At 74.8% G+C, this 18255-nt stretch carries 18 protein-coding genes; 9 read left to right on the top strand and 9 right to left on the bottom strand.

All coding sequences use genetic code 11. The annotated features are described in order from the left end of the window. Positions 1–31 precede the first annotated feature (31 nt). The 4 genes from ACFQ8Y_RS12600 to ACFQ8Y_RS12585 form a co-directional block, all read right to left on the bottom strand. A complete protein-coding gene (locus tag ACFQ8Y_RS12600; RefSeq protein ID WP_430585653.1) occupies positions 32–847 on the bottom strand; it encodes a class I SAM-dependent methyltransferase in 816 nt (271 codons plus the stop codon). A gap of 83 nt (positions 848–930) precedes the next feature. After that, complete coding sequence (locus ACFQ8Y_RS12595) at positions 931–2211, bottom strand: glycoside hydrolase family 3 N-terminal domain-containing protein (protein WP_430585652.1); 1281 nt, start codon at positions 2209–2211, stop codon at positions 931–933. Next, positions 2208–2672 carry an SRPBCC family protein gene (locus tag ACFQ8Y_RS12590; protein WP_430550934.1) on the bottom strand — a complete coding sequence of 155 codons (465 nt, stop codon included), beginning with the start codon at positions 2670–2672 and terminating at the stop codon, positions 2208–2210. Before ACFQ8Y_RS12590 ends, ACFQ8Y_RS12595 begins: the two co-directional genes overlap by 4 nt. A gap of 39 nt (positions 2673–2711) precedes the next feature. Then, the gene (locus tag ACFQ8Y_RS12585) at positions 2712–3629 is read right to left on the bottom strand and encodes a winged helix-turn-helix transcriptional regulator (protein ID WP_430585651.1); all 918 of its coding nucleotides are present in this window, start codon (positions 3627–3629) and stop codon (positions 2712–2714) included. Positions 3630–3760: 131 nt separating this feature from the next. On the opposite strand from ACFQ8Y_RS12585, the gene ACFQ8Y_RS12580 reads away from it, so the two are divergent. Then, a complete protein-coding gene (locus ACFQ8Y_RS12580) occupies positions 3761–5011 on the top strand; it encodes an MFS transporter (protein WP_430585650.1) in 1251 nt (416 codons plus the stop codon). Here the strand turns inward: ACFQ8Y_RS12580 and ACFQ8Y_RS12575 are convergent, their stop codons facing one another. Together ACFQ8Y_RS12575 and ACFQ8Y_RS12570 are read right to left on the bottom strand one after the other, a co-directional pair. Beyond that, positions 5012–6142: a threonine aldolase family protein gene (locus tag ACFQ8Y_RS12575; RefSeq protein ID WP_430585649.1), complete on the bottom strand. Its 1131-nt coding sequence runs from the start codon at positions 6140–6142 to the stop codon at positions 5012–5014. Beyond that, positions 6139–7191, bottom strand: a complete 1053-nt coding sequence (locus ACFQ8Y_RS12570) for a LacI family DNA-binding transcriptional regulator (RefSeq protein ID WP_430550938.1) — start codon at positions 7189–7191, stop codon at positions 6139–6141. The genes ACFQ8Y_RS12575 and ACFQ8Y_RS12570 overlap by 4 nt, the downstream gene beginning before the upstream one ends. 123 nt (positions 7192–7314) lie before the next feature. On the opposite strand from ACFQ8Y_RS12570, the gene ACFQ8Y_RS12565 reads away from it, so the two are divergent. Together ACFQ8Y_RS12565 and ACFQ8Y_RS12560 are read left to right on the top strand one after the other, a co-directional pair. Then, positions 7315–8472 (top strand): Gfo/Idh/MocA family protein, encoded by a 1158-nt coding sequence (locus ACFQ8Y_RS12565; protein ID WP_430550939.1) that lies wholly within the window; start codon positions 7315–7317, stop codon positions 8470–8472. Then, positions 8469–9557 (top strand): Gfo/Idh/MocA family protein, encoded by a 1089-nt coding sequence (locus ACFQ8Y_RS12560; protein WP_430585648.1) that lies wholly within the window; start codon positions 8469–8471, stop codon positions 9555–9557. Before ACFQ8Y_RS12565 ends, ACFQ8Y_RS12560 begins: the two co-directional genes overlap by 4 nt. Before the next feature lie 67 nt (positions 9558–9624). On the opposite strand, the gene ACFQ8Y_RS12555 is transcribed toward ACFQ8Y_RS12560, so the two are convergent. Together ACFQ8Y_RS12555 and ACFQ8Y_RS12550 are read right to left on the bottom strand one after the other, a co-directional pair. After that, on the bottom strand, positions 9625–10779 hold the full coding sequence (locus ACFQ8Y_RS12555; protein ID WP_430550941.1) for a ScyD/ScyE family protein: 1155 nt from the start codon (positions 10777–10779) through the stop codon (positions 9625–9627). Positions 10780–10907: 128 nt separating this feature from the next. Further along, on the bottom strand, positions 10908–12191 hold the full coding sequence (locus ACFQ8Y_RS12550; RefSeq protein ID WP_430585647.1) for an endonuclease/exonuclease/phosphatase family protein: 1284 nt from the start codon (positions 12189–12191) through the stop codon (positions 10908–10910). Positions 12192–12325: 134 nt separating this feature from the next. Here ACFQ8Y_RS12550 and ACFQ8Y_RS12545 point away from each other — a divergent pair, with 134 nt between their 5' ends. Together ACFQ8Y_RS12545 and ACFQ8Y_RS12540 are read left to right on the top strand one after the other, a co-directional pair. Continuing rightward, positions 12326–13249, top strand: a complete 924-nt coding sequence (locus ACFQ8Y_RS12545; protein ID WP_430564407.1) for a ribokinase — start codon at positions 12326–12328, stop codon at positions 13247–13249. A 77-nt stretch (positions 13250–13326) separates the two neighbouring features. After that, positions 13327–14202: a VOC family protein gene (locus tag ACFQ8Y_RS12540; RefSeq protein WP_430585646.1), complete on the top strand. Its 876-nt coding sequence runs from the start codon at positions 13327–13329 to the stop codon at positions 14200–14202. 25 nt (positions 14203–14227) lie between these two features. Here the strand turns inward: ACFQ8Y_RS12540 and ACFQ8Y_RS12535 are convergent, their stop codons facing one another. Further along, a complete protein-coding gene (locus ACFQ8Y_RS12535; RefSeq protein WP_430585645.1) occupies positions 14228–15028 on the bottom strand; it encodes a class I SAM-dependent methyltransferase in 801 nt (266 codons plus the stop codon). A 150-nt stretch (positions 15029–15178) separates the two neighbouring features. Here ACFQ8Y_RS12535 and ACFQ8Y_RS12530 point away from each other — a divergent pair, with 150 nt between their 5' ends. From ACFQ8Y_RS12530 to ACFQ8Y_RS12515, 4 genes are all read left to right on the top strand, one after another. Then, entirely contained in the window at positions 15179–15697 is a 519-nt protein-coding gene (locus tag ACFQ8Y_RS12530) for a histidine kinase (protein WP_430585644.1), read from the top strand. Between the two features lie 76 nt (positions 15698–15773). Continuing rightward, positions 15774–16613, top strand: a complete 840-nt coding sequence (locus ACFQ8Y_RS12525; protein ID WP_430550947.1) for a DUF4097 domain-containing protein — start codon at positions 15774–15776, stop codon at positions 16611–16613. Between the two features lie 32 nt (positions 16614–16645). Beyond that, entirely contained in the window at positions 16646–17440 is a 795-nt protein-coding gene (locus ACFQ8Y_RS12520) for an ABC transporter ATP-binding protein (protein ID WP_430550948.1), read from the top strand. Then, positions 17440–18204 carry an ABC transporter permease gene (locus ACFQ8Y_RS12515; RefSeq protein ID WP_430550949.1) on the top strand — a complete coding sequence of 255 codons (765 nt, stop codon included), beginning with the start codon at positions 17440–17442 and terminating at the stop codon, positions 18202–18204. Before ACFQ8Y_RS12520 ends, ACFQ8Y_RS12515 begins: the two co-directional genes overlap by 1 nt. Positions 18205–18255: the final 51 nt, after the last annotated feature.

Here is an 18255-nt window from a genome sequence, read left to right as displayed (position 1 = left end):
CGCCCGCCGCCCGGGCTCCCGCCGCGCGAGGTCAGACGCGCACGGCGCCGACCGAGAGCGTGAACCCCTGCTGCACGAAGCGGCCGCCGGCGGCGTCGATCGCGGCGCCGAGCCCCGCGAGCAGGGGCTCGAGCCGCGCGGCCGGGAGCCGGGTGGCGACGCCGGTCGTGGGCACCAGGGCCAGCCACTCGTCGCGCGTGTAGGTCCGCTCCCAGGTGTCGCGCCGCTCGCTCGGCGCGGAGAACCGGCCGGTGCGGCGCAGACCGTCGGCCGCGGCCTCCACCATCTGCCGGTAGGCGGTCTCCGCCGACGCCGTCCCGGTGGCCGCCAGCGGGGTGCCCGGGAGCACCTCCCGGTACACCTCGGCGAACGCGACGGCCAGGTCGTGCGGCGGGTCGCCCGCGTTCCAGAACACCGTGAGCGCGCCGCCGGGGCGCAGGACGTCCGCGGCTCGGGCCGCCCCGGCGACGGGGTCCACCCAGTGCCAGGTCTGGCCGGCGGTCACGGCGTCGAACGACCGGCCCGCCGGCTCCCACTCCTCGAACCGTGCCACCTCGACCTCGAAACCGTCGCGCCGCGCGACCTCCGCCATGCGCTCGTCGACGTCCACCCCGAGCACGTCGCAGCCGGCCGCGCGCAGCTGCCGCGCCACGATCCCGGTGCCCACGCCGACGTCGAGCACGCGCGGCACCGGGCCCGCGGCGGCGTCGCGCGCGGCGTCCGCGACCGCCGCGATCAGCGCGTCGGGGTAGCGCGGGCGGGCCCGGTCGTAGGCGGCGGCGTCGACGCCGAACGACGACGCGACCTGGCGGAGCTCTTCCGGGTCCAGCGAGGGAGTGGCGCTCATGCGGTCAGCCAAGACCCGCGCCGCTGCCCGGGTCAACGAGGTTCGCCGAGGGCGGACCACGGGCCTCGATGCGGGGGTGGGCGTCAGCCGGCCGACGCGTCCTTGGCGGCCAGCACCCGGCGCGCGGAGGCGTCGACCTTCTTCGCGAACGCCGGGTCGGTGCGGGCCTTCGCGACCAGGGCGTCCGCCATCGCGGGCGCGACGGACGGGTCCGCGGACGCGAGCACCAGGTCCACCCCGGCGTCGACGGCGTCCACGGCACGCTCGCCGGGGGACCGGTCCTGCACCTGGGCGGCGGCCGACACGTCGTCCGTCATGACGACGCCGTCGAACCCCAGGTCGCCGCGCAGGACGTCCCCCACGACGACGGGGGAGAACACGGCGGGAGCGTCGGGGTCGATGCGGTCGTACACCGCGCTCGACATCATCACGTAGCGCGCGCCCGCCTCGATCCCGCGGGCGAAGACGCGCACGGACGCGTCGTCGCGGGTGGTGACGTCGTCGGTCACCCGGGCGTCGGTGTCGGTGTTCTGCGTGACGCGGCCGAGCCCCGGGAAGTGCTTGATCACGGGCTCGACGCCGGCGGCCCGCTGCCCGGCGCCGAACGCGTTCGCGGAGCGCACCACGGACCGCGGCGTGTAGCCGTAGTTCCGGCCGAAGTAGCCGATGGGCGGGTTGTCCGCGGCGGCGTCCTCGTCGACGAGGTCCATCACGGGCGCCAGGTTGAGGTTCACGCCGGCGGCGGCGAGCTCGTCGCCCCAGCCCCGTGCGCGCTTCTCCAGCGTGGCCGGCTTCCACGTGGCCTGCTCGGTGGCCTTCGGGATCTCGGAGAACCCCTGGCCCCGCAGCACCTGGACCAGGCCGCCCTCCTGGTCGGTCGCGACGAGCAGCGGCGTGCCGTGCGTCGAGCGGCGGGACACGAGAGAGGTGTACTCGTCGACCAGCTCGCGGGTCGCGTCCACGCCCGCCGTGCTGCGGCCGTGCAGGAACACGTTGCCCACGTGCTTGTCGCGGACCGACTCGGCGCTGACGGCGGCCGGGTCGCTCACGGACACCCCGACCATGAGCAGCTGGCCGACCTTCTGCTCCAGGCTCCAGCCCGCCAGCACGTCATCGGGGTGCTGGCTGCCGGTGGGCTCCGGGGTGGGGGTCGGGGTCGAGCTCGGTGAGGCGCTCGGTGAGGCGCTCGGCGACACGGTCGAGGGGCTCGGCGACACGGTCGAGGGGCTCGGCGACGGCGAGCCCTGGGCGGCGGACGACGCCGGTCCGGGCGACGGCTCGGTGCCCGCGCCGGAGCACGCGGCGAGCAGGACGGCGGTGAGGAGCGCGAGGGCGCCGGCCGGCGCCGGCCGGCGGGAGGTCACGCGTGCCGGGCAGGCGCACCGTCGCGGTGGGCGAGGGTCGCGAGCGCGTCCTGCCAGTGCGCCTGCGAGTTCGTCGCGTGCTGGGCCGTGTCGATGTTCTCCTGCCTCACGGACACGACCGTACCCGTCTCGTCCGGTTCGAGAGTAATGCGAATCTCGTGGTAGTTGTCCTCGACGTCCGCGAGCTCCGCCAGCGGCGAGAAGTGGGTGAAGTGCAGCAGGCGGGGGCGGTCGACGGCGATCACCACGCCCTTGTCGGCGAACTGGCGGCCGAAGAAGTGGCCCTCGAACGTGATCGGGCTGCCCGGCCGGAAGTCGGTCTCGATGTTCGCGCCCAGCATCCAGCGAGCGCCGGGATGCATGAGCTCGGCCCACACCCGCTCCGGCGGCTGGGTCACGTGCACCGACGCCTCGGCGACGTGCGGGTAGCGGTGGTCGGACGGGATGTAGGGGCTGGTCATGGTGGGGGTTCCTTCCGCCGGCTCCGGTTCGTTCCGACCCTAACGCCGGGTCCTCGCCGCCGCCGTCCCCGTCCCCGCCGACGGGGTGGCCGCCAGCTCGCGCACGAGGTCGAGCACGTCGTCGACCGACTGGGCGGGGTCGGTGACCGGCGCCTGCACGTGCCGCACGACGCCGGACGGGTCCACCAGGAGCGTGACGCGCTTGAGCCGGTCGGACCCGCCGGCGCGGAACACGGGCAGGCGCAGCGCGGACGCCGCGAGCCCGTCCTGGTCCGACGCGAGCAGGTAGGGGAGCTCGGCGTGGGTGGCGAACGCGGCCTGCTGCTCGGGGTGCTGCGTGCTCACGCCGAGCACCCGCGCCCCCGCCGCCTCGAGGTCGGCGTGCCGACGCCCGTAGGTGACGCACTCGAGCGTGCAGCCGGCCGTGCCGGGCACGTCGCCCCAGCGCGGCGGGTAGCCGTGGGTGCCGGGAGCGTACGCGCCGGGGAAGAAGAACAGGGCGGTCCACCGGTCGGGGTCCACGAGCCGCACGGTGGAGCCGTCGTGCGCCGTGAGGGCGACGTCGGGCACCCGCGTGCCCTCGAGCGCGCGGGCCCGCGCGAGGTCGCCGTCGCCCAGCGCTCCGCTGACCTCGCCGTCGCCCAGGACGAACCGTGTGCCCCACTCCTGCAGGGCGAGCAGCACGGGCAGCAGGCCCTCGCCGCGGGCGGTGAGCCGGTAGTCGTGGCGCGGCGGGCGCTCGGAGTACGGCACCTTCTCCAGGACGCCGTGCTCGACGAGGCCGCCGAGCCGCTCGGTGAGGGCTCGGCGCGACAGCCCCAGCTCGCGGTCGAAGCCCTCGAACCGGGTGACGCCGGCGGCGGCCTCGCGCACGATCAGCAGGCTCTGCCAGTCGCCGACGACGCCGAGGGACTGGGCGATGCCGCACGAGCTGTCGGCAAGGTCCTCGCGGCGCATGGGGGTCATCCTCTCGCCGGGCCGGGGTGCGCGTCCATCCCGCGCCGTAGGGTAAGTTCCAATCTGGAACTTACAACGCGGTCACGCCCCACCTGTTCCCGGGGCGGCCGTCCACAGCGAGGAGGTGGCCGATGGCCACGAGTGCACGGCCGTTCTGGACCTACTGGGCCGCGAGCACCACCAGCGGCGTCGGCACCGCCGTCACGACCGTCGCGCTGCCGCTCGCCGCGGTGACCGTGCTCGACGCCGGCCCGGTCGAGACGGGCCTGCTGGCCGCGTCGTCGTACCTCGCCTGGGTGGTGCTCGGCCTGCCCGCCGGCGCGATCGTGCACCGGCTGCCGCTGCGCGCCACGCAGGTGGTGGCCGACCTGGTGCGTGCCGCCGCGATCCTCGCCGTCCCGCTCGTGTGGTGGCTCGGGGAGCTGTCGCTGGCCCACCTGGTGCTGGCGGCGCTCGCGGTGAACGTGGCCGAGGTGTTCTTCTTCACCGCCAACACGACCTTCCTGCCGACGGTGGTGCCGAAGCACGAGCTGACCAGCCGCAACAGCCTCGTCTCGGGCACGCAGGCCGCCACGCAGCTCGGCGGGCCGTCGGTCGCGGGCCTGCTGGTGCAGGCGGTCGGCGCCGTGCCCGCGCTGCTGGTGGACGCCGTGACGTACGTCGTGTCGGCCCTGCTGCTGCGGCGGCTGCCCGAGCGGCGCGAGCCCGCCCTCGGCGAGGGGGAGACGCGGCCCGGGATGCGGCAGATGATCGCGGAGGGCTGGCGGTTCGTGGTGCGGCACCCGGTGATCGCGCCGGCGACGTGGTGGGCCTGCGTCGTGAACCTCGTGTGCGGCGTGCAGGCGGGGCTGTTCGCGCTCTACCTGGTGCGCGACCTCGACGCCCCGCCCGCGATGGTCGGCGTGCTGCTCGCCGCCGACGGCGTGGGCTCCCTGCTCGCGGCGGCCGCCACGCCCTGGCTCGTGCGGCGTTTCGGGTCCGCGCGGGTGCTGCTGTTCGACGGGCTGTTCGGGTTCGTCGGTGCGCTGCTGATCCCGCTCGGCGCCGGTGCCGCCGGGTGGCTCTGCTTCGCCGTCGGCACGATGGTGTTCGGGGCGTCCGTGGTGCCGGGGAGCGTCGTGACGCGCACCTACCGGCAGGTGGCCAGCCCGCCCGAGCTCCTGTCACGGGTGATGGCGACCGTGCGGTTCGTCTCCTGGAGCATGATCCCCCTCGGGTCGCTCGCAGCCGGCGTGCTCGCCGCGCACGTGGGGAACCGGGCCGTGCTGCTCGGGTCCGCGTTCGTGCTGCTGCTCGGGCCCGTCATCGTGGGCCTCAGCCCCGTGCGGCGGCTGCGGAACCTCGAGGACCACGACGCCGCGACCCTCGAGCTGTCGCGGTGATCAGGCGAGGGCGTCGGCGGCCGCCGCGACGAACGCGTCGACCGTCCCCGGCGCCGTGTCCCAGGCACACATGAGCCGCACCTCGACGCGGCCGGGCGTCTCGCCGTCGGCCCAGTCGTAGAAGCGCGCGACGGCGCGCAGCCGGTCGGCGGCGGCGCGGGGGAGCGTGGCGAAGACGGCGTTCGCCTCCGTGGGGCGGGTGACGCGCACGCCGTCCTCGTCCGAGCCGGGGAGGGCCTCGAGCCCGGCGCGCAGCCGGGCCGCCATCGCGTTCGACTGCGCGGCGTTGCGGTGCCACAGCGGCTCGTCGTCGGCCGGGTCGCCGGGCTCGCCGAGCAGGGCGAGGAGCTGCGCGGAGACGAACCGCGTCTTGGACGCCAGCTGCATCGTCGCCTTGCGCAGGAACGGCACGGCGGCCGACGCCGCCTGCCGCGCGCGGGCGGACGCGGCGTCCGGGGCGTCGTCGGGCCCGAGCACGAGCACGGCCTCGCCGAGCATGCCGCCGTTCTTCGCGGCCCCCAGCGACACGACGTCGACGCCGGCGTCGGTGGTGAGCGCCCGCAGCGAGCAGCCGAGCGACGCGGCGGCGTTCGCGAGCCGGGAGCCGTCCACGTGCACGGCCATCCCCAGGTCGTGCGCGACGCGGGTGAGCGCGCGCAGGTCGTCGAGCGGGTACACCGTGCCGAGCTCGGTGGACTGCGTCAGCGACAGGACGGCGGGGTGCGCGCGGTGCACGTCGTCGCGCTGCCCGGCCCAGCGCGCGACGTCGTCGGGCGTGATCCGGCCGTCCGTCGACGGGCAGGCGAGCAGCTTGAGGCCGCCGACCCGCTCGGGTGCGCCGTTCTCGTCCGTGTTCACGTGCGCGACGTCGGACACGACGACGCCGCCCCAGCGCGGCGACAGGGCGGTGAGCGACACGACGTTGGCGCCCGTGCCGTTGAGCACCGGGAACGCGAGCGCCCCGGTGCCGAAGACCTCACGGATGCGGACGTCGAACCGGGCCGTCCACGGGTCGTCCCCGTACGCGACGGCGTACCCGTCGTTCGCCGCGGCGACCGCGGCCAGGACGTCCGGGTGCGCGGGCGCGTAGTTGTCGGAGGCGAACGGCGGGAGGGTGCGGGGCTCGGTCACGCGCCCAGGGTAGGCGGGTCGGCCGGGCCGGCGACGCCGCCGGTGGACTCGCGCCACACGATGCGGTGGATCGGCGCGCCGGGCCCCGGGCGGGGTTCGCCCCGCACGGTCGCGACCAGCCGGCGCATCGCGGTGCGGCCGGCCTCGGGGAAGTCGACGGCGACGGTGGTGAGGGACGGCATCATCAGCGACCCCATCTCGACGTCGTCCCAGCCGGTGACGACGAGGTCCCCGGGTACCGACCAGCCGCGCTCGGCGGCGCCGCGGACCACGCCGGCGGCGAGATGGTCGTTCGCGGCGATCACGGCCAGGGGCGGTGCGTCGGCGGGGAGCCCGGCGACCGCGCGGCGCGCGTCGTCGCCCGACCAGGAGCCGCCGAGGACGCCGAGGGACACGACGTCGCTCGTGGCGGGGTCGGCGGCCGCGCGCGCGACCGAGGCGAGGTAGACGTCGCGCCGTGCCCGGGCGGAGGCGTAGTGGTCGGGGCCGCCGACGTGCACGAAGCGCCGGAACCCCGCGGCGACGAGGGCTGCGACGAAGACCTCGACCGTGCCGGCGTCGGCGAGCTCGCCCAGGCTGCGCATCTGCTCGTCGAACGCCGCCTCGGCGACGACGGGGGTGGCGTCGTCCGCCGGCGCGGACGGGTCGGAGAGCACCTCCGGCAGCACGGGCACCAGGGCCAGGACGCCCTCGTACTGGCGGCTCGCGGCGAGCTCGTGCACGCGCGTGGTGCGCTGCTCCACCGTGCCGTCGATCGTGTGCGTCTCCATGACGTAGCCCTCGGCCTCGGCCACCTCGCCGGCGCCGGTGAGCACCCGGAGCTGGTGGTCCAGGGTCGCTCCGGTCACCACGGCGAGCCGGCCGGACCGCCGCGTGCGCATGGACCGCGCGGCGAGGTTGGGCCGGTAGCCGACGGACTCGGCCACCTGGAGCACCCGCTCGCGGGTGGCCGCCGAGATGGTGCCGCGCCCGGTGAGCGCGTAGGACACGGTCGCCTGCGACACCCCGGCGAGGCGCGCGACGTCGCGGCTGGTGGGCGGGTGGGACATCGCCACAGTATGACCTCCCTCACCTCTCGCCTTGACAGGTCGACGGCCCTCCGGCCACCCTGATCACCGTCGCATGATACGTATCATGCCGGACCGCCAGCTCGCTGTTCCATCGGAGGAACCATGCTCACCATCGGGATCGTCGGCACGGGCGGGATCGCCCGGGCGCACATCGACGGCTACCAGCGCTTCGGGGAGGAGTGCGAGATCGTCGCGCTGTGCGACCCCGCCCCGGGGCGCGCCGAGGCCCTGCGCGCGGAGCTCGGGCTCGACGGCGCCCGCGTCTACACCGACGCCGCCGAGATGCTCGCCGCCGAGCAGCGCCTCGACCTCGTCAGCGTCGCGACGCCGCCGTCCACCCACGCCGCCCTGTCGATCCAGGCCCTGGAGGCCGGTGTCGACGTGCTCGTCGAGAAGCCGATGGCGCCGTCGCTCGAGGAGTGCGACGCGATGATCGCGGCCGCGAAGGACAACGGGCGCCTGCTGTCCGTCGTCGCGCAGAACCGCTTCCGCGACGACATCGCGACGCTCAAGGAGGTGCTCGACTCCGGCCTCGCCGGCCCGGTCACGCACGCGCAGGTCAGCTCCGCCTGGTGGCGCGGCACCGAGTACTACGACCTGTGGTGGCGCGGCACCTGGGAGCGCGAGGGCGGCGGCTGCACGCTCAACCACGCCATCCACCACCTCGACATGACCCTGTGGATGCTCGGTTCCCCGAAGGCCGTGACGTCGGTGCTCACCAACGCGGCGCACGAGAACGCCGAGGTCGAGGACCTGTCCGTGAGCGTGCTGCAGTACGACCGCGCGCTCGCCGAGGTCACCGCCTCCGTGGTGAGCCACGGCGAGGAGCAGGCCATCGTCGTGCAGGGCCGCGACGCCCGCGTCTCGCAGCCGTGGAAGGTCGAGGCGAACCTGGCCAACCCGAACGGCTTCCCCGCCGACGAGGACGACGTGGAGCGCGTCGCGCAGATCGAGGCCGTCGCGGCGGCGCACCGGCCGCTGGAGCACACCGGCCATGCCGGGCAGATCGCCGACATGCTCGACGCCGTGCGCGAGCGCCGTCGTCCCGCCGTCGACGGCGAGGACGGCCGCCGCGCCATCGAGCTGGTCACGGCGATCTACGAGGCGGGCATCGAGCGCCGCACCGTGGACCTGCCGCTGTCGCCGGACGACCCGTTCTACCGCACCGGCACCCTCGTGGAGCGGGCGCCGCGGTTCTTCGAGAAGACGGCCTCGGTGGGCGAGCTGCCGGGCGCGATCACCGTGGGGGCGAAGGCATGAGCGCGAACCCGACGGGCACCGCCAGCGGCGCCGCCTACGCGCCGAACCCCGTGCCCGCGCCCGTCGTCGAGCCGGGCGAGTTCGTCTTCGCGGCGACCAGCCTCGACCACGGCCACGTCTTCGGCATGTGCGAGGGGCTCGCGGGCGCCGGCGGCACGCTGAAGTGGGTGTACGACCCCGACCCGGCCAAGGTCGAGGTGATGCGCAGCAAGTTCCCCGACGTGCGGGTCGCGCGCAGCGAGGCCGAGATCCTCGACGACGCCGAGGTGCGCCTCGTCGCGGGCGCCGCGGTGACCTCCGAGCGCGCGCCGCTCGGGCTGCGGGTCATCGAGGCGGGCAAGGACTACTTCACGGACAAGGCGCCGCTGACGACGCTCGACCAGCTCGCCGCCGCCCGCGAGGCCACGGCCAGCACCGGCCAGAAGTACGCCGTCTACTACTCCGAGCGCATCCACGTCGAGGCCGCCGTGCTGGCCGAGCAGCTCGTCGACCGCGGGGCGATCGGCCGCGTGCTCCAGGTGATGGGCCTGGGCCCGCACCGCCTCGGCACCGGCCGCCCGGACTGGTTCTTCGAGAAGGAGAAGTACGGCGGCATCCTGTGCGACATCGGGAGCCACAACTTCGACCAGATGCTGCACTACGCGGGCGCGAAGGACGCGGAGATCAGCCACGCCGCCGTCGCGAACTACCACCACCCGGACCACCCGGAGCTGGACGACTTCGGCGAGGCCGGCATCGTCATGGACAACGGCGCCACCGGGTACGTGCGCGTCGACTGGTTCACTCCGGACGGCCTGAGCACGTGGGGCGACGGCCGCACGATCATCCTCGGCACCGAGGGGTACATCGAGCTGCGCAAGTACGTCAACGTCGGCACCGGCGAGGGCGGCGGGCACGTGTTCCTCGTCGACGGCGAGGGCGAGCACCACCTGGTCGCGGACGGTCAGGTCGGTTTCCCCTACTTCGGGCAGCTCATCCTCGACTGCCTGGAGCGCACCGAGAACGCGATGACGCAGGAGCACGCCTTCAAGGCCGCCGAGCTGAGCGTCCTCGCCCAGCAGCAGGCCCGGGTGCTCACGCCCTGACCCGACCGCGCTGATCGGGCCGGTCGGGACCTCGGTCCCGACCGGCCCGACCCGTGTCGCCACGGCGTCAGCGATGCCCGTGGTGGTGGTGCTTCGCGTGCAGGTCGATGCTGACGAGACGGCCCTGCGGCGGGTCGGTCGGCCCCGCCGTCGGGTCGAACGCGTTCGCCGTCGCGAGGAGGCCCTTGCCGGACCACTCGACGGCGCCGGGCACGTCGATCGCGACGACGGACCGCGGCCCGCCGTGCTTCACCGTGCTGATCCGGTTGCCGAACATCTCGGCGACGTACACGTCGCCCTTCGGCGAGACGGCGAGGTTCGTGGCGCTGAGGAAGCCGCCCGCGACCTTCCGCACCGACCCGGTCCACGGGTTCACCCGGTAGACCGACCCCCGCGCGCCGAGGCTCTCGTCCTCGGGCCCGCCGGGCAGCGTCGAGACGTAGAGCCGGCCCCACGGGCCGATCTCGACGTCCGTGGGGACCGGCTCGAACCAGTACGTCTCGCCGACGACGCAGTCCGGCAGGCCGAACATCGCCGCGGCCTCCGCGGTGACGACGGCCGGCTGGGCGGGCAGCACCGCGACGGTCCGCACGCGGCCGCGGTCGCTGACGGACAGGATCGCGTTCATGCCCGCGTCGGCGACGAAGGTCGTACCGCGGGCCTGCGTCGTCGCGTACGGGTGCGAGTCCTGGATGCCCTGGTACAAGACGGGGATGCCGTCCGGCGGCGCCTGGTCCAGGCAGGACTGGTCGACGTCCCGGAAGCCGTAGGTGACGTCGCCGTCCGGGTTGTTCGCGTTCTCGTACGCGCGGATGTCGGCGAGGGTGCGTGCCTGTCCGACCGGGTTGCCGTGCCGGTCGAGGCGCAGGGTCTTGATGCTCGAGGCCACCGGGCCCTGCTGGTCGTCGATGAGCGTCTCGGTGAAGGCGAGGCGCCGGTCGCGGTACGAGACACCGCCGACCTCCTCGCCGTTCGCGGACGCGTGGAGGACCGAGGTGCGGCCCCGCCGGTCGACCTCGGTGAGCAGGCCGGCGAAGTTCTGCGTGACGTAGTTCGTGCCCTTGGCGCCGGCAGCGGCGCTGAGGGGACTGACGAGGCCGGTGGCCACGTCGGTGACGGTCGGGGGCTTCGGTGCGGGCTTGCCGCCGTGGGCGGCGGCGGGGCCGGCGGCGAGCAGCAGCGCCGTCGCTGCTGCGGCGGCCGCGGTGAGGGCGCGTCTCATGGGATCTCCCGGGCTCGACGGTGAGGGACACAGCACCTTCGAGCGTGCGACCGCCCCGGGGCGCTCGCCAGCGACCCCGGGGCGCTGCCCGGGTGATTCCCCGGGCATCTTCCGGGCGGGGCCACGGCTCAGCCGGCGCGCAGGTCCACCCACACCAGCCGGTGGTCGCTGGACGGGAACGGGTAGGTGCCGGTGAGCCGCGACAGCGGGTCGGCCCGGGTCGGCCAGAACACGCCCGCGTCGCGCACCTTCAGGCCCTTCGACGGCAGCACGTAGTCGGCCCGCAGGTTGCCCGGGGCGGTGTCGGCGAAGTCGGCCGTGTCCAGGGCGGGGTCGCCCCGGTGGGTCGCGTTGGCGCCGCCCTGGAGGGCGGCCGCCTCGACGGCGCCGTCCGACGTCGGCCGCGGGTCGGTGATCCGCGGGTGGTCCAGGAGCTGGTCGACGGCCGCGTCCACGGAGTCGCCGTCGAACGGGTCGGCGTTCTGGTCGCCCAGGATCACGAACCGCGCGCCGGGCTGCAGCCCGCCGCGCCGGCCGTCGTCGTCGTAGACGTAGCGCGACGCCCTGCCGGGCGTCACGTAGTCGGCCCAGAAGCGGATCTCGTCGTGGTTGCGCCGGCCGTTGCGGTCCTCCGGCCCGTCGAACGTGGGCGGCGTCGGGTGCGAGGCCAGCACGTGCACGGTCTGGCGGCCCACGCGGACCGGCACGTCCCAGTGCGACTTGCTGGACAGCCGCACGACGTCGAGCTCCTCGGGGGAGTACCAGTCCGCGGGCTCGGGCGTGGCCGGGTCGTCGGGCAGCAACGCGCCCGGCATGTCCTTCCACAGGAAGTGCTGGAACGTCCGCACGCCCGACGTGTCGATCGGGTACTTGGACAGCACGACCATCCCGTACTGGCCCTCGAACTCCCCGAAGCCGAAGGCGTCGTTGCCGCCGCCCACCGTGCCGCTGTTGTCCAGGTCGAGGCCGCTGGGGACCCCCGTGTTCGACGGCGCGGTGTACGCGTAGCGGTAGCGCACCGGGTCGGCGCCGCCCTGCGACACCTCGAGGTAGTGCTCGCGGAACCCGTCCACGCTCGCGTGGTCGGCGTCGAAGTCGAACTCGTTGAGCAGGACGACGTCCGGGTCCGCGCGCTGGATCACCTCCGCGACCGTGCGCGCCTGCGGGTCGTCGCCCGTGGCCAGGTCGGCCCGCAGCTCGCCCTCCGTCGCGCGGTTCAGCGACAGGTTGTACGTCGCCACGCGCAGCGAGCGGTCGGGACCGTGCCCGCTGCCGTGCCCGCCGTCGTGCCCGCCGCCGCCCCCGTGGGCGCTCGCGGTGAGGGGGAGGAGGGCGGTGGGGAGGGCCACGGCCAGTGCCGTGGCGGCGGTGAGGGTGCGTCGTCGCAGGGTGGGCCTGGTGGGCGTGATCACGCGGTCGACGCTAGCGCCGGCCGGTGACGCGCGCCTCAACGGTGCGTGAACGTCGGTCGCGGAGCGAGCGCGGGCGCCCCGTGTGTCATCGTGTCCGGGGCGTGAGGGTCACGCACGACGGCGAGGTGACGAGAATGCGTTCGGTGACGCCATCGACCGCTCGCGTGGTGGTCGTCGGGTCCACCAACGCGGACCTGCTGGTCGGCGTCGCGGCGCACCCGGCACCCGGCGAGACGGTCCTCGGGCACGGCATGCGGGTCATGTCCGGCGGGAAGGGGGCCAACCAGGCCGTCGCGGCCGCCCGGCTCGGCGCGGACGTCGCGTTCGTGGGCGCGGTGGGCGACGACGAGTTCGCCGACGCGGCGCTCGCGGGGCTCCGGTCCGCCGGGGTGGACCTCGCGGCGCTGGCGGTCGTGCCCGGGCACCGGACCGGCATCGCGATCGTCACCGTGAGCGACGACGGCGAGAACTCCATCGTCGTCGTCCCCGGCGCCAACGCGGCCGTCGACGAGGCCGTGGTGGGTGCGCACGCCGGGCTGGTCGCGGCCGCCGGGACCCTCGTGCTGCAGGGCGAGATCCCGCGGGCCGCCATCGAGGCGGCGGCCCGCACCGCGCGCGGACGGCTCGTCGTCAACCTCGCCCCGGTGCTCGACGTCGACCCGGACGTGCTGCTGCGCGCCGACCCGCTGGTCCTCAACGAGCACGAGGCACGGCTGGTCGCCGCCGCGCTGGACGTCCCGCCGGGTGACGGCGAGGAGGAGCTGGTGCGGGGGCTGCTCGCGCGCGGGGTGCGGTCGGTCGTGCTGACGCTCGGGCCCCGCGGCGCGCTGGTCGGGCAGGGCGGCGACGTGACGGCGGTCCCGGCGCCGCGGGTGCGCGCCGTCGACACCACGGGGGCGGGCGACGCGTTCGTCGGCGCGCTCGCCCACGGGCTGGCGCGGGGCGACGGGCTCGTCGACGCCGCCCGGACGGCGGCCCGCGTCGGCGCGTACGCCGTGCGGTCGCCCGGCGCGCAGGCCTCCTACCCGTCGGCGGACGACGAGCTGCCCGCGGTGTGACGTCGTGGCGACGTGGTGGCGACGAGACCGTCGCCGTCGCCGGGCGAGATGTCGGAGGGCCTGTGCAGGGTGGGTCCATGGTGCACACCTACCCGCACGGGGTCCCGAGCTGGATCGACCTGGAGGTCGCCGACGTCGACGCGGCGCTCGCGTTCTACGGCGCGCTGTTCGGCTGGCGGTTCACCGAGAAGCTGCCGCAGGGGGCGCCCGGGCGCTACGCCGTGGCGTCGTGGGACGGCACCGACGAGACGGCGATCGCCGCCGTCGCCACGCCCGACCCGGGGTACGACGGGGAGCCGGCGTGGCACACGTACCTCGCCGTCGACGACATCGAGGCCGCGACGGCCCGCGTCGCCGAGCTGGGCGGGGTGGTGAGCTCGCCCCCGCAGCAGGTGGGCCCGCCCGGGCAGGCCGCGGGATGGATGGCGCGCATCGTCGACCCGGAGGGCGCGCCCAGCCGGCTCTGGCGGGCCGGCGCCCGCGCCGGGGCCCAGCGCGTCAACGAGCCCGGCACCTGGAACTTCAGCAACCTGCTCACCCCCGACGTCGACGCCGCGCTGCGGTTCTACGGGCCGCTGCTCGGCTGGGAGCGCAGCGACGACCTGGGCGCCGGGATGGCGCGCGTGCGGGGATACGGCGACCACCTGGCCCGCACCGTGGACCCCGGGATCCACGAGCGGCAGGAGTTCGTCCCGCCAGGGTTCTCGGACGTCGTCGCGGGGGTGCTGCCCGCGGACGGTCCGGCCCGCTGGTCGGTCGTCTTCGCGGTGGCCGACCGTGACGCCGCCGCCGAGGCCGCCGAGCGGGCGGGCGCCGTCGTGCACGCGACCCAGGACACCGAGTGGACCCGGGAGGCGACGATCCGCGACCCGTTCGGCGCCGACCTCGTGCTCTCCCAGTTCGCCCCGCCGCCGGAGTTCGTCGCCGCCGAGGCCGACGCCGGGAGGTCCTGAGCCGGCGGGGGACCGCCGGGGCGCGTCAGGGCCGGCGCGCCTGCACCCACATCACGGTCGTGTGCATGAACGTCGCGCGGCCGACCTCGCGCGCGTCCGCGAGCCCGGCGTCCGTCAGCAGGCGCTGGATGCCGCCGTCGGCGTTGTCCTCCCGGTGCTGGTTCGCACCGATCCCGCGGTGGTGCCGGTGGCCGCCGTGCTCGTGCTCGCCGTCCGCTGGTTCGCCGTGCCCGTGCCCGCCGTGCCCGTGCCCGCTGCCGTGCCCGTGACCGCCGCCGTGCCCGGGGGCGTCGAGGTCCGCGACGGTGACGGTGCCGCCGGGGCGCAGCACGCGAGCGAGCTCGGCGGCGAACCGGCGCTTCTCGTCCATCGGCACGTGGTGCAGGGCGAGGGAGGAGAGCACGTGGTCGACGGTGCCGTCGGCCGCGGGCAGCCGGTCGGCGAAGCCCCGCACGAGCGTGAGCGAGCCGCGACGTCCCACCCGCCGGCGGCGGGCCTTGCGCGCCGCGCGGCGCAGGGCGGCGCCGTCCGGGTCGAGGCCGGTCACCGCGGCGTCCGGTACCGCGCGCAGCACGGCGAGGGAGAGGTTGCCGGTGCCGCAGCCGACGTCGAGGACCCGCTGCCCGGCGGCGATCCCGGCGAGCTCGACGGTGCGGCGGTGCAGCCGCCCGGCGCGCCGCCACCAGCTCTGCACGTCGTACCAGGGCATCTTCCAGGCGCTGCTCATGCCGGGCAGGTAGGCGCGGTCCGTCTCGTCCGGGCGGACGTCGTCGAAGAGGCGCACGCCGCGCACCGTGGTGTCGGGGCCCTCCGGGGATCTGGTCACGACGCCACGCTAGTCCCGCGACCGGTGACGTGCTCCTGACCTGCGACGACGCGGGCACCCCGCCACTCTGACACCAGTCGACATCAGCGTGACATCAGAAATGACGTCAAAGGTCTTGCGATGACACCACGGTGGTGTCATAGTGGAGCCATGGACCTCACGAGATATGTCGACGAGCTGCAGCAGCAGCTCGGCACCGCAGCCGCCGCCGGCGGGGACGAGGCGCGGGAGCTGGCCTCCCGCCTGACCGCCCCGCTCGACGCGGCCGCCCGGCTCGTGCTGCTCGAGGCGCTGTCGGACGCGGCGGGGGAGATCTCCGCCGAGCTGGCCCCCGGCTCGGTCGACATCCGGCTCCGCGGCGGCTCGCCCGAGTTCGTCGTCGCGGTACCCGCCCGGCCCTCCGCCGTCGCCGCCGCCCCCGAGGCGGACCACGCCCCGGCGGCGCCGGCCGCGGAGGCCGAGGGCGGCGCCACCACCCGCACCACCCTGCGCCTGCCGGACCACCTGAAGACGCAGGCCGAGACCGCCGCCGCCCGCGACGGCGTCTCCGTCAACACGTGGCTCGTGCGCGCGGTCGCCGCCGCGCTCGAGCAGTCCACCGGACGTCCGGCCGCGCAGGCCCGTCCGCAGCAGCGCGGCTCCGGCCGCGTCACCGGCTGGGTGCGCTGATCCCCTCGCACGGCCCCGCACCGCACCGCCCCCGTCCCCCCTGACACCACACCGACACCACTGTTGGAGCCCCGTCATGCCCACTTTCCCCGCCACCCAGCCCGTCCCCGTCCTCGTGGACGTGCCGTTCGCCAACGTGCACGTCGTCGCCGGGGAGCGCGACGACGTCGTCGTCACCGTGCTGCCCACCAACGCCAAGTCCGGCAGCGCCCGCGCCGCCGAGTCGGTCCGCGTGGACCGGGACGGCGACGCCGTCTCGATCACCTACCCCGGCTCGTGGAAGCAGTACGTGCTGCCCTTCGCGTCCGGCACCGCCGACATCACCGTCGAGCTCCCCGAGGGCTCGTCGCTGAGCGGCAAGGTCGGCTCGCTCTACGCCGAGGGCACGCTCGCCGCCGTCGACATGACGCTGTCCGCCGGCAACGCCCGCGTGGACGACGTCGAGCGGCTGGACCTCAAGCTCTCCGCCGGCTCCGCGACCGCGGGCCGCGTCACCGGCTCCCTCGACGTCAAGGTGAGCGCCGGGTCCGTCTTCGTGGACGAGGTCCTCGGGGACGGCACGATCCGCGCCAGCAACGGCACCACGACCGTCGGCTCCGTCACCGGCACCCTCGAGGTGCTCGGGGCGCACGGCGACATCGCCGTGAGCCGCGTGCGCGGCACCCTCACCGCGAAGTCTGCGCACGCCAGCATCCGGGTCAACAACCTGGAGTCCGGCGACGTCACCCTCACGTCCTCGTTCGGGTCGATCGAGGTCGGGGTGCCCGAGGGCACCGCCGCCTACCTCGACGTCTCGTCCGAGAACGGCTCCGTCCGCAACCTCCTGACCCCCACGGACGGGCCGGTCGAGGACGAGGCCACCGCAGAGATCCACGCCAGCACCGGCTTCGGCGACGTCGTCGTCCGCCGGCCGTGAACCACTCACCTCGCAGAATCGGAGAACCGGACATGACCACCGCCCAGTCCGACGGCGCGGCCCGCGCCGCGATCCACGTCCAAGGCATCGAGAAGTCGTTCGGCGAGCTGCACGTGCTGCGCGGGGTCGACTTCGACGTCGCCGCCGGGAGCATCTTCGCCCTGCTCGGGTCCAACGGCGCCGGCAAGACCACGCTGGTGCGCATCCTGTCGACGCTGCTCAAGGCCGACGCGGGCACCGCCACCGTGCACGGGCACGACGTCGCGGCGAAGCCCGGCGACGTGCGCGAGTCGATCAGCCTCACCGGCCAGTTCGCCGCCGTCGACGAGGTCCTCACCGGACGCGAGAACCTGGTGCTCGTGGCCCGGCTGCGGCACCTGCCCCACCCCGGGGAGATCGCCGACGACCTGCTCGCCCGGTTCTCGCTCACCGAGGCCGGCGGCCGCCGCGCGGGGACCTACTCCGGCGGCATGCGGCGTCGTCTCGACATCGCGATGAGCCTCATCGGCAACCCGCCGATCGTGTTCCTCGACGAGCCCACCACGGGCCTCGACCCGCAGGCGCGGATCGACGTCTGGCAGACCGTCAAGCAGCTCGCCAGCAACGGCACCACCGTGCTGCTCACCACGCAGTACCTCGACGAGGCCGAACAGCTCGCCGACCGGATCGCGATCCTGCACCAGGGAACGATCATCCAGAACGGCACCCTCGCCGAGCTCAAGCAGCTCCTCCCGCCCGCCAAGGTCGAGTACGTCGAGAAGCAGCCGTCCCTCGAGGACGTCTTCCTCTCGCTCGTCGGTGCGACCGGTACCGAGAAGGAATCCTGATGACCACCCACGCCCTCGCCGACACCCGCACCCTCACCGGGCGCTCCCTGCGGCACATCCTGCGCAGCCCCGACACGATCATCACCACCGCGGTGACCCCGATCGCGATCATGCTGCTCTTCGTCTACGTCTTCGGCGGCGCGATCAACACCGGGTCCGACGAGTCGTACATCAACTACATGCTGCCCGGCATCCTGCTGATCACCATCGCGTCGGGCATCGCGTACACGTCGTACCGGCTGTTCCTCGACCTGCAGGGCGGCATCGTCGACCGCTTCCAGTCCATGCCGATCGGCCGGTCGAGCGTCCTGTGGGCGCACGTGCTCACGTCGGTCGTGGCGAACATGGTCTCGGTCGCCATCGTCATCGCGGTCGCGTTCCTCATGGGCTTCCGCACGGGGGCCTCCGTGGGCGCCTGGTTCGCGGTGGCGGGCATCCTCGCCCTGTTCACCCTCGCCCTGACCTGGCTGGCCGTGATCGCCGGGCTCTCGGCGAAGACGGTGGACGGCGCGAGCGCCTTCAGCTACCCGCTGATCTTCCTGCCGTTCATCAGCTCGGCGTTCGTGCCCACCGACACGATGCCCGGCCCGGTGGCCTGGTTCGCGGAGAACCAGCCCGTGACGTCCGTCGTCGACACCGTCCGGGCCCTGTTCGCGGAGCAGCCCGTCGGCAGCGACATCTGGGTCGCCCTCGCCTGGCTCGTCGGCATCCTCGCCGTCTCGTACGGCCTCGCGGTCGCGATCTACCGCCGCCGGATCGGCTGACCCGACAAGGAGCGCCGGCCGGGCCCCCCCCGGGCCCGCCCGCCGCGCCCC

The sequence above is a fragment of the Isoptericola sp. NPDC056605 genome, from assembly GCF_042792795.1.
GTDB lineage: Bacteria > Actinomycetota > Actinomycetes > Actinomycetales > Cellulomonadaceae > Isoptericola.
This window is presented reverse-complemented; position numbering and strand designations above follow the sequence as displayed.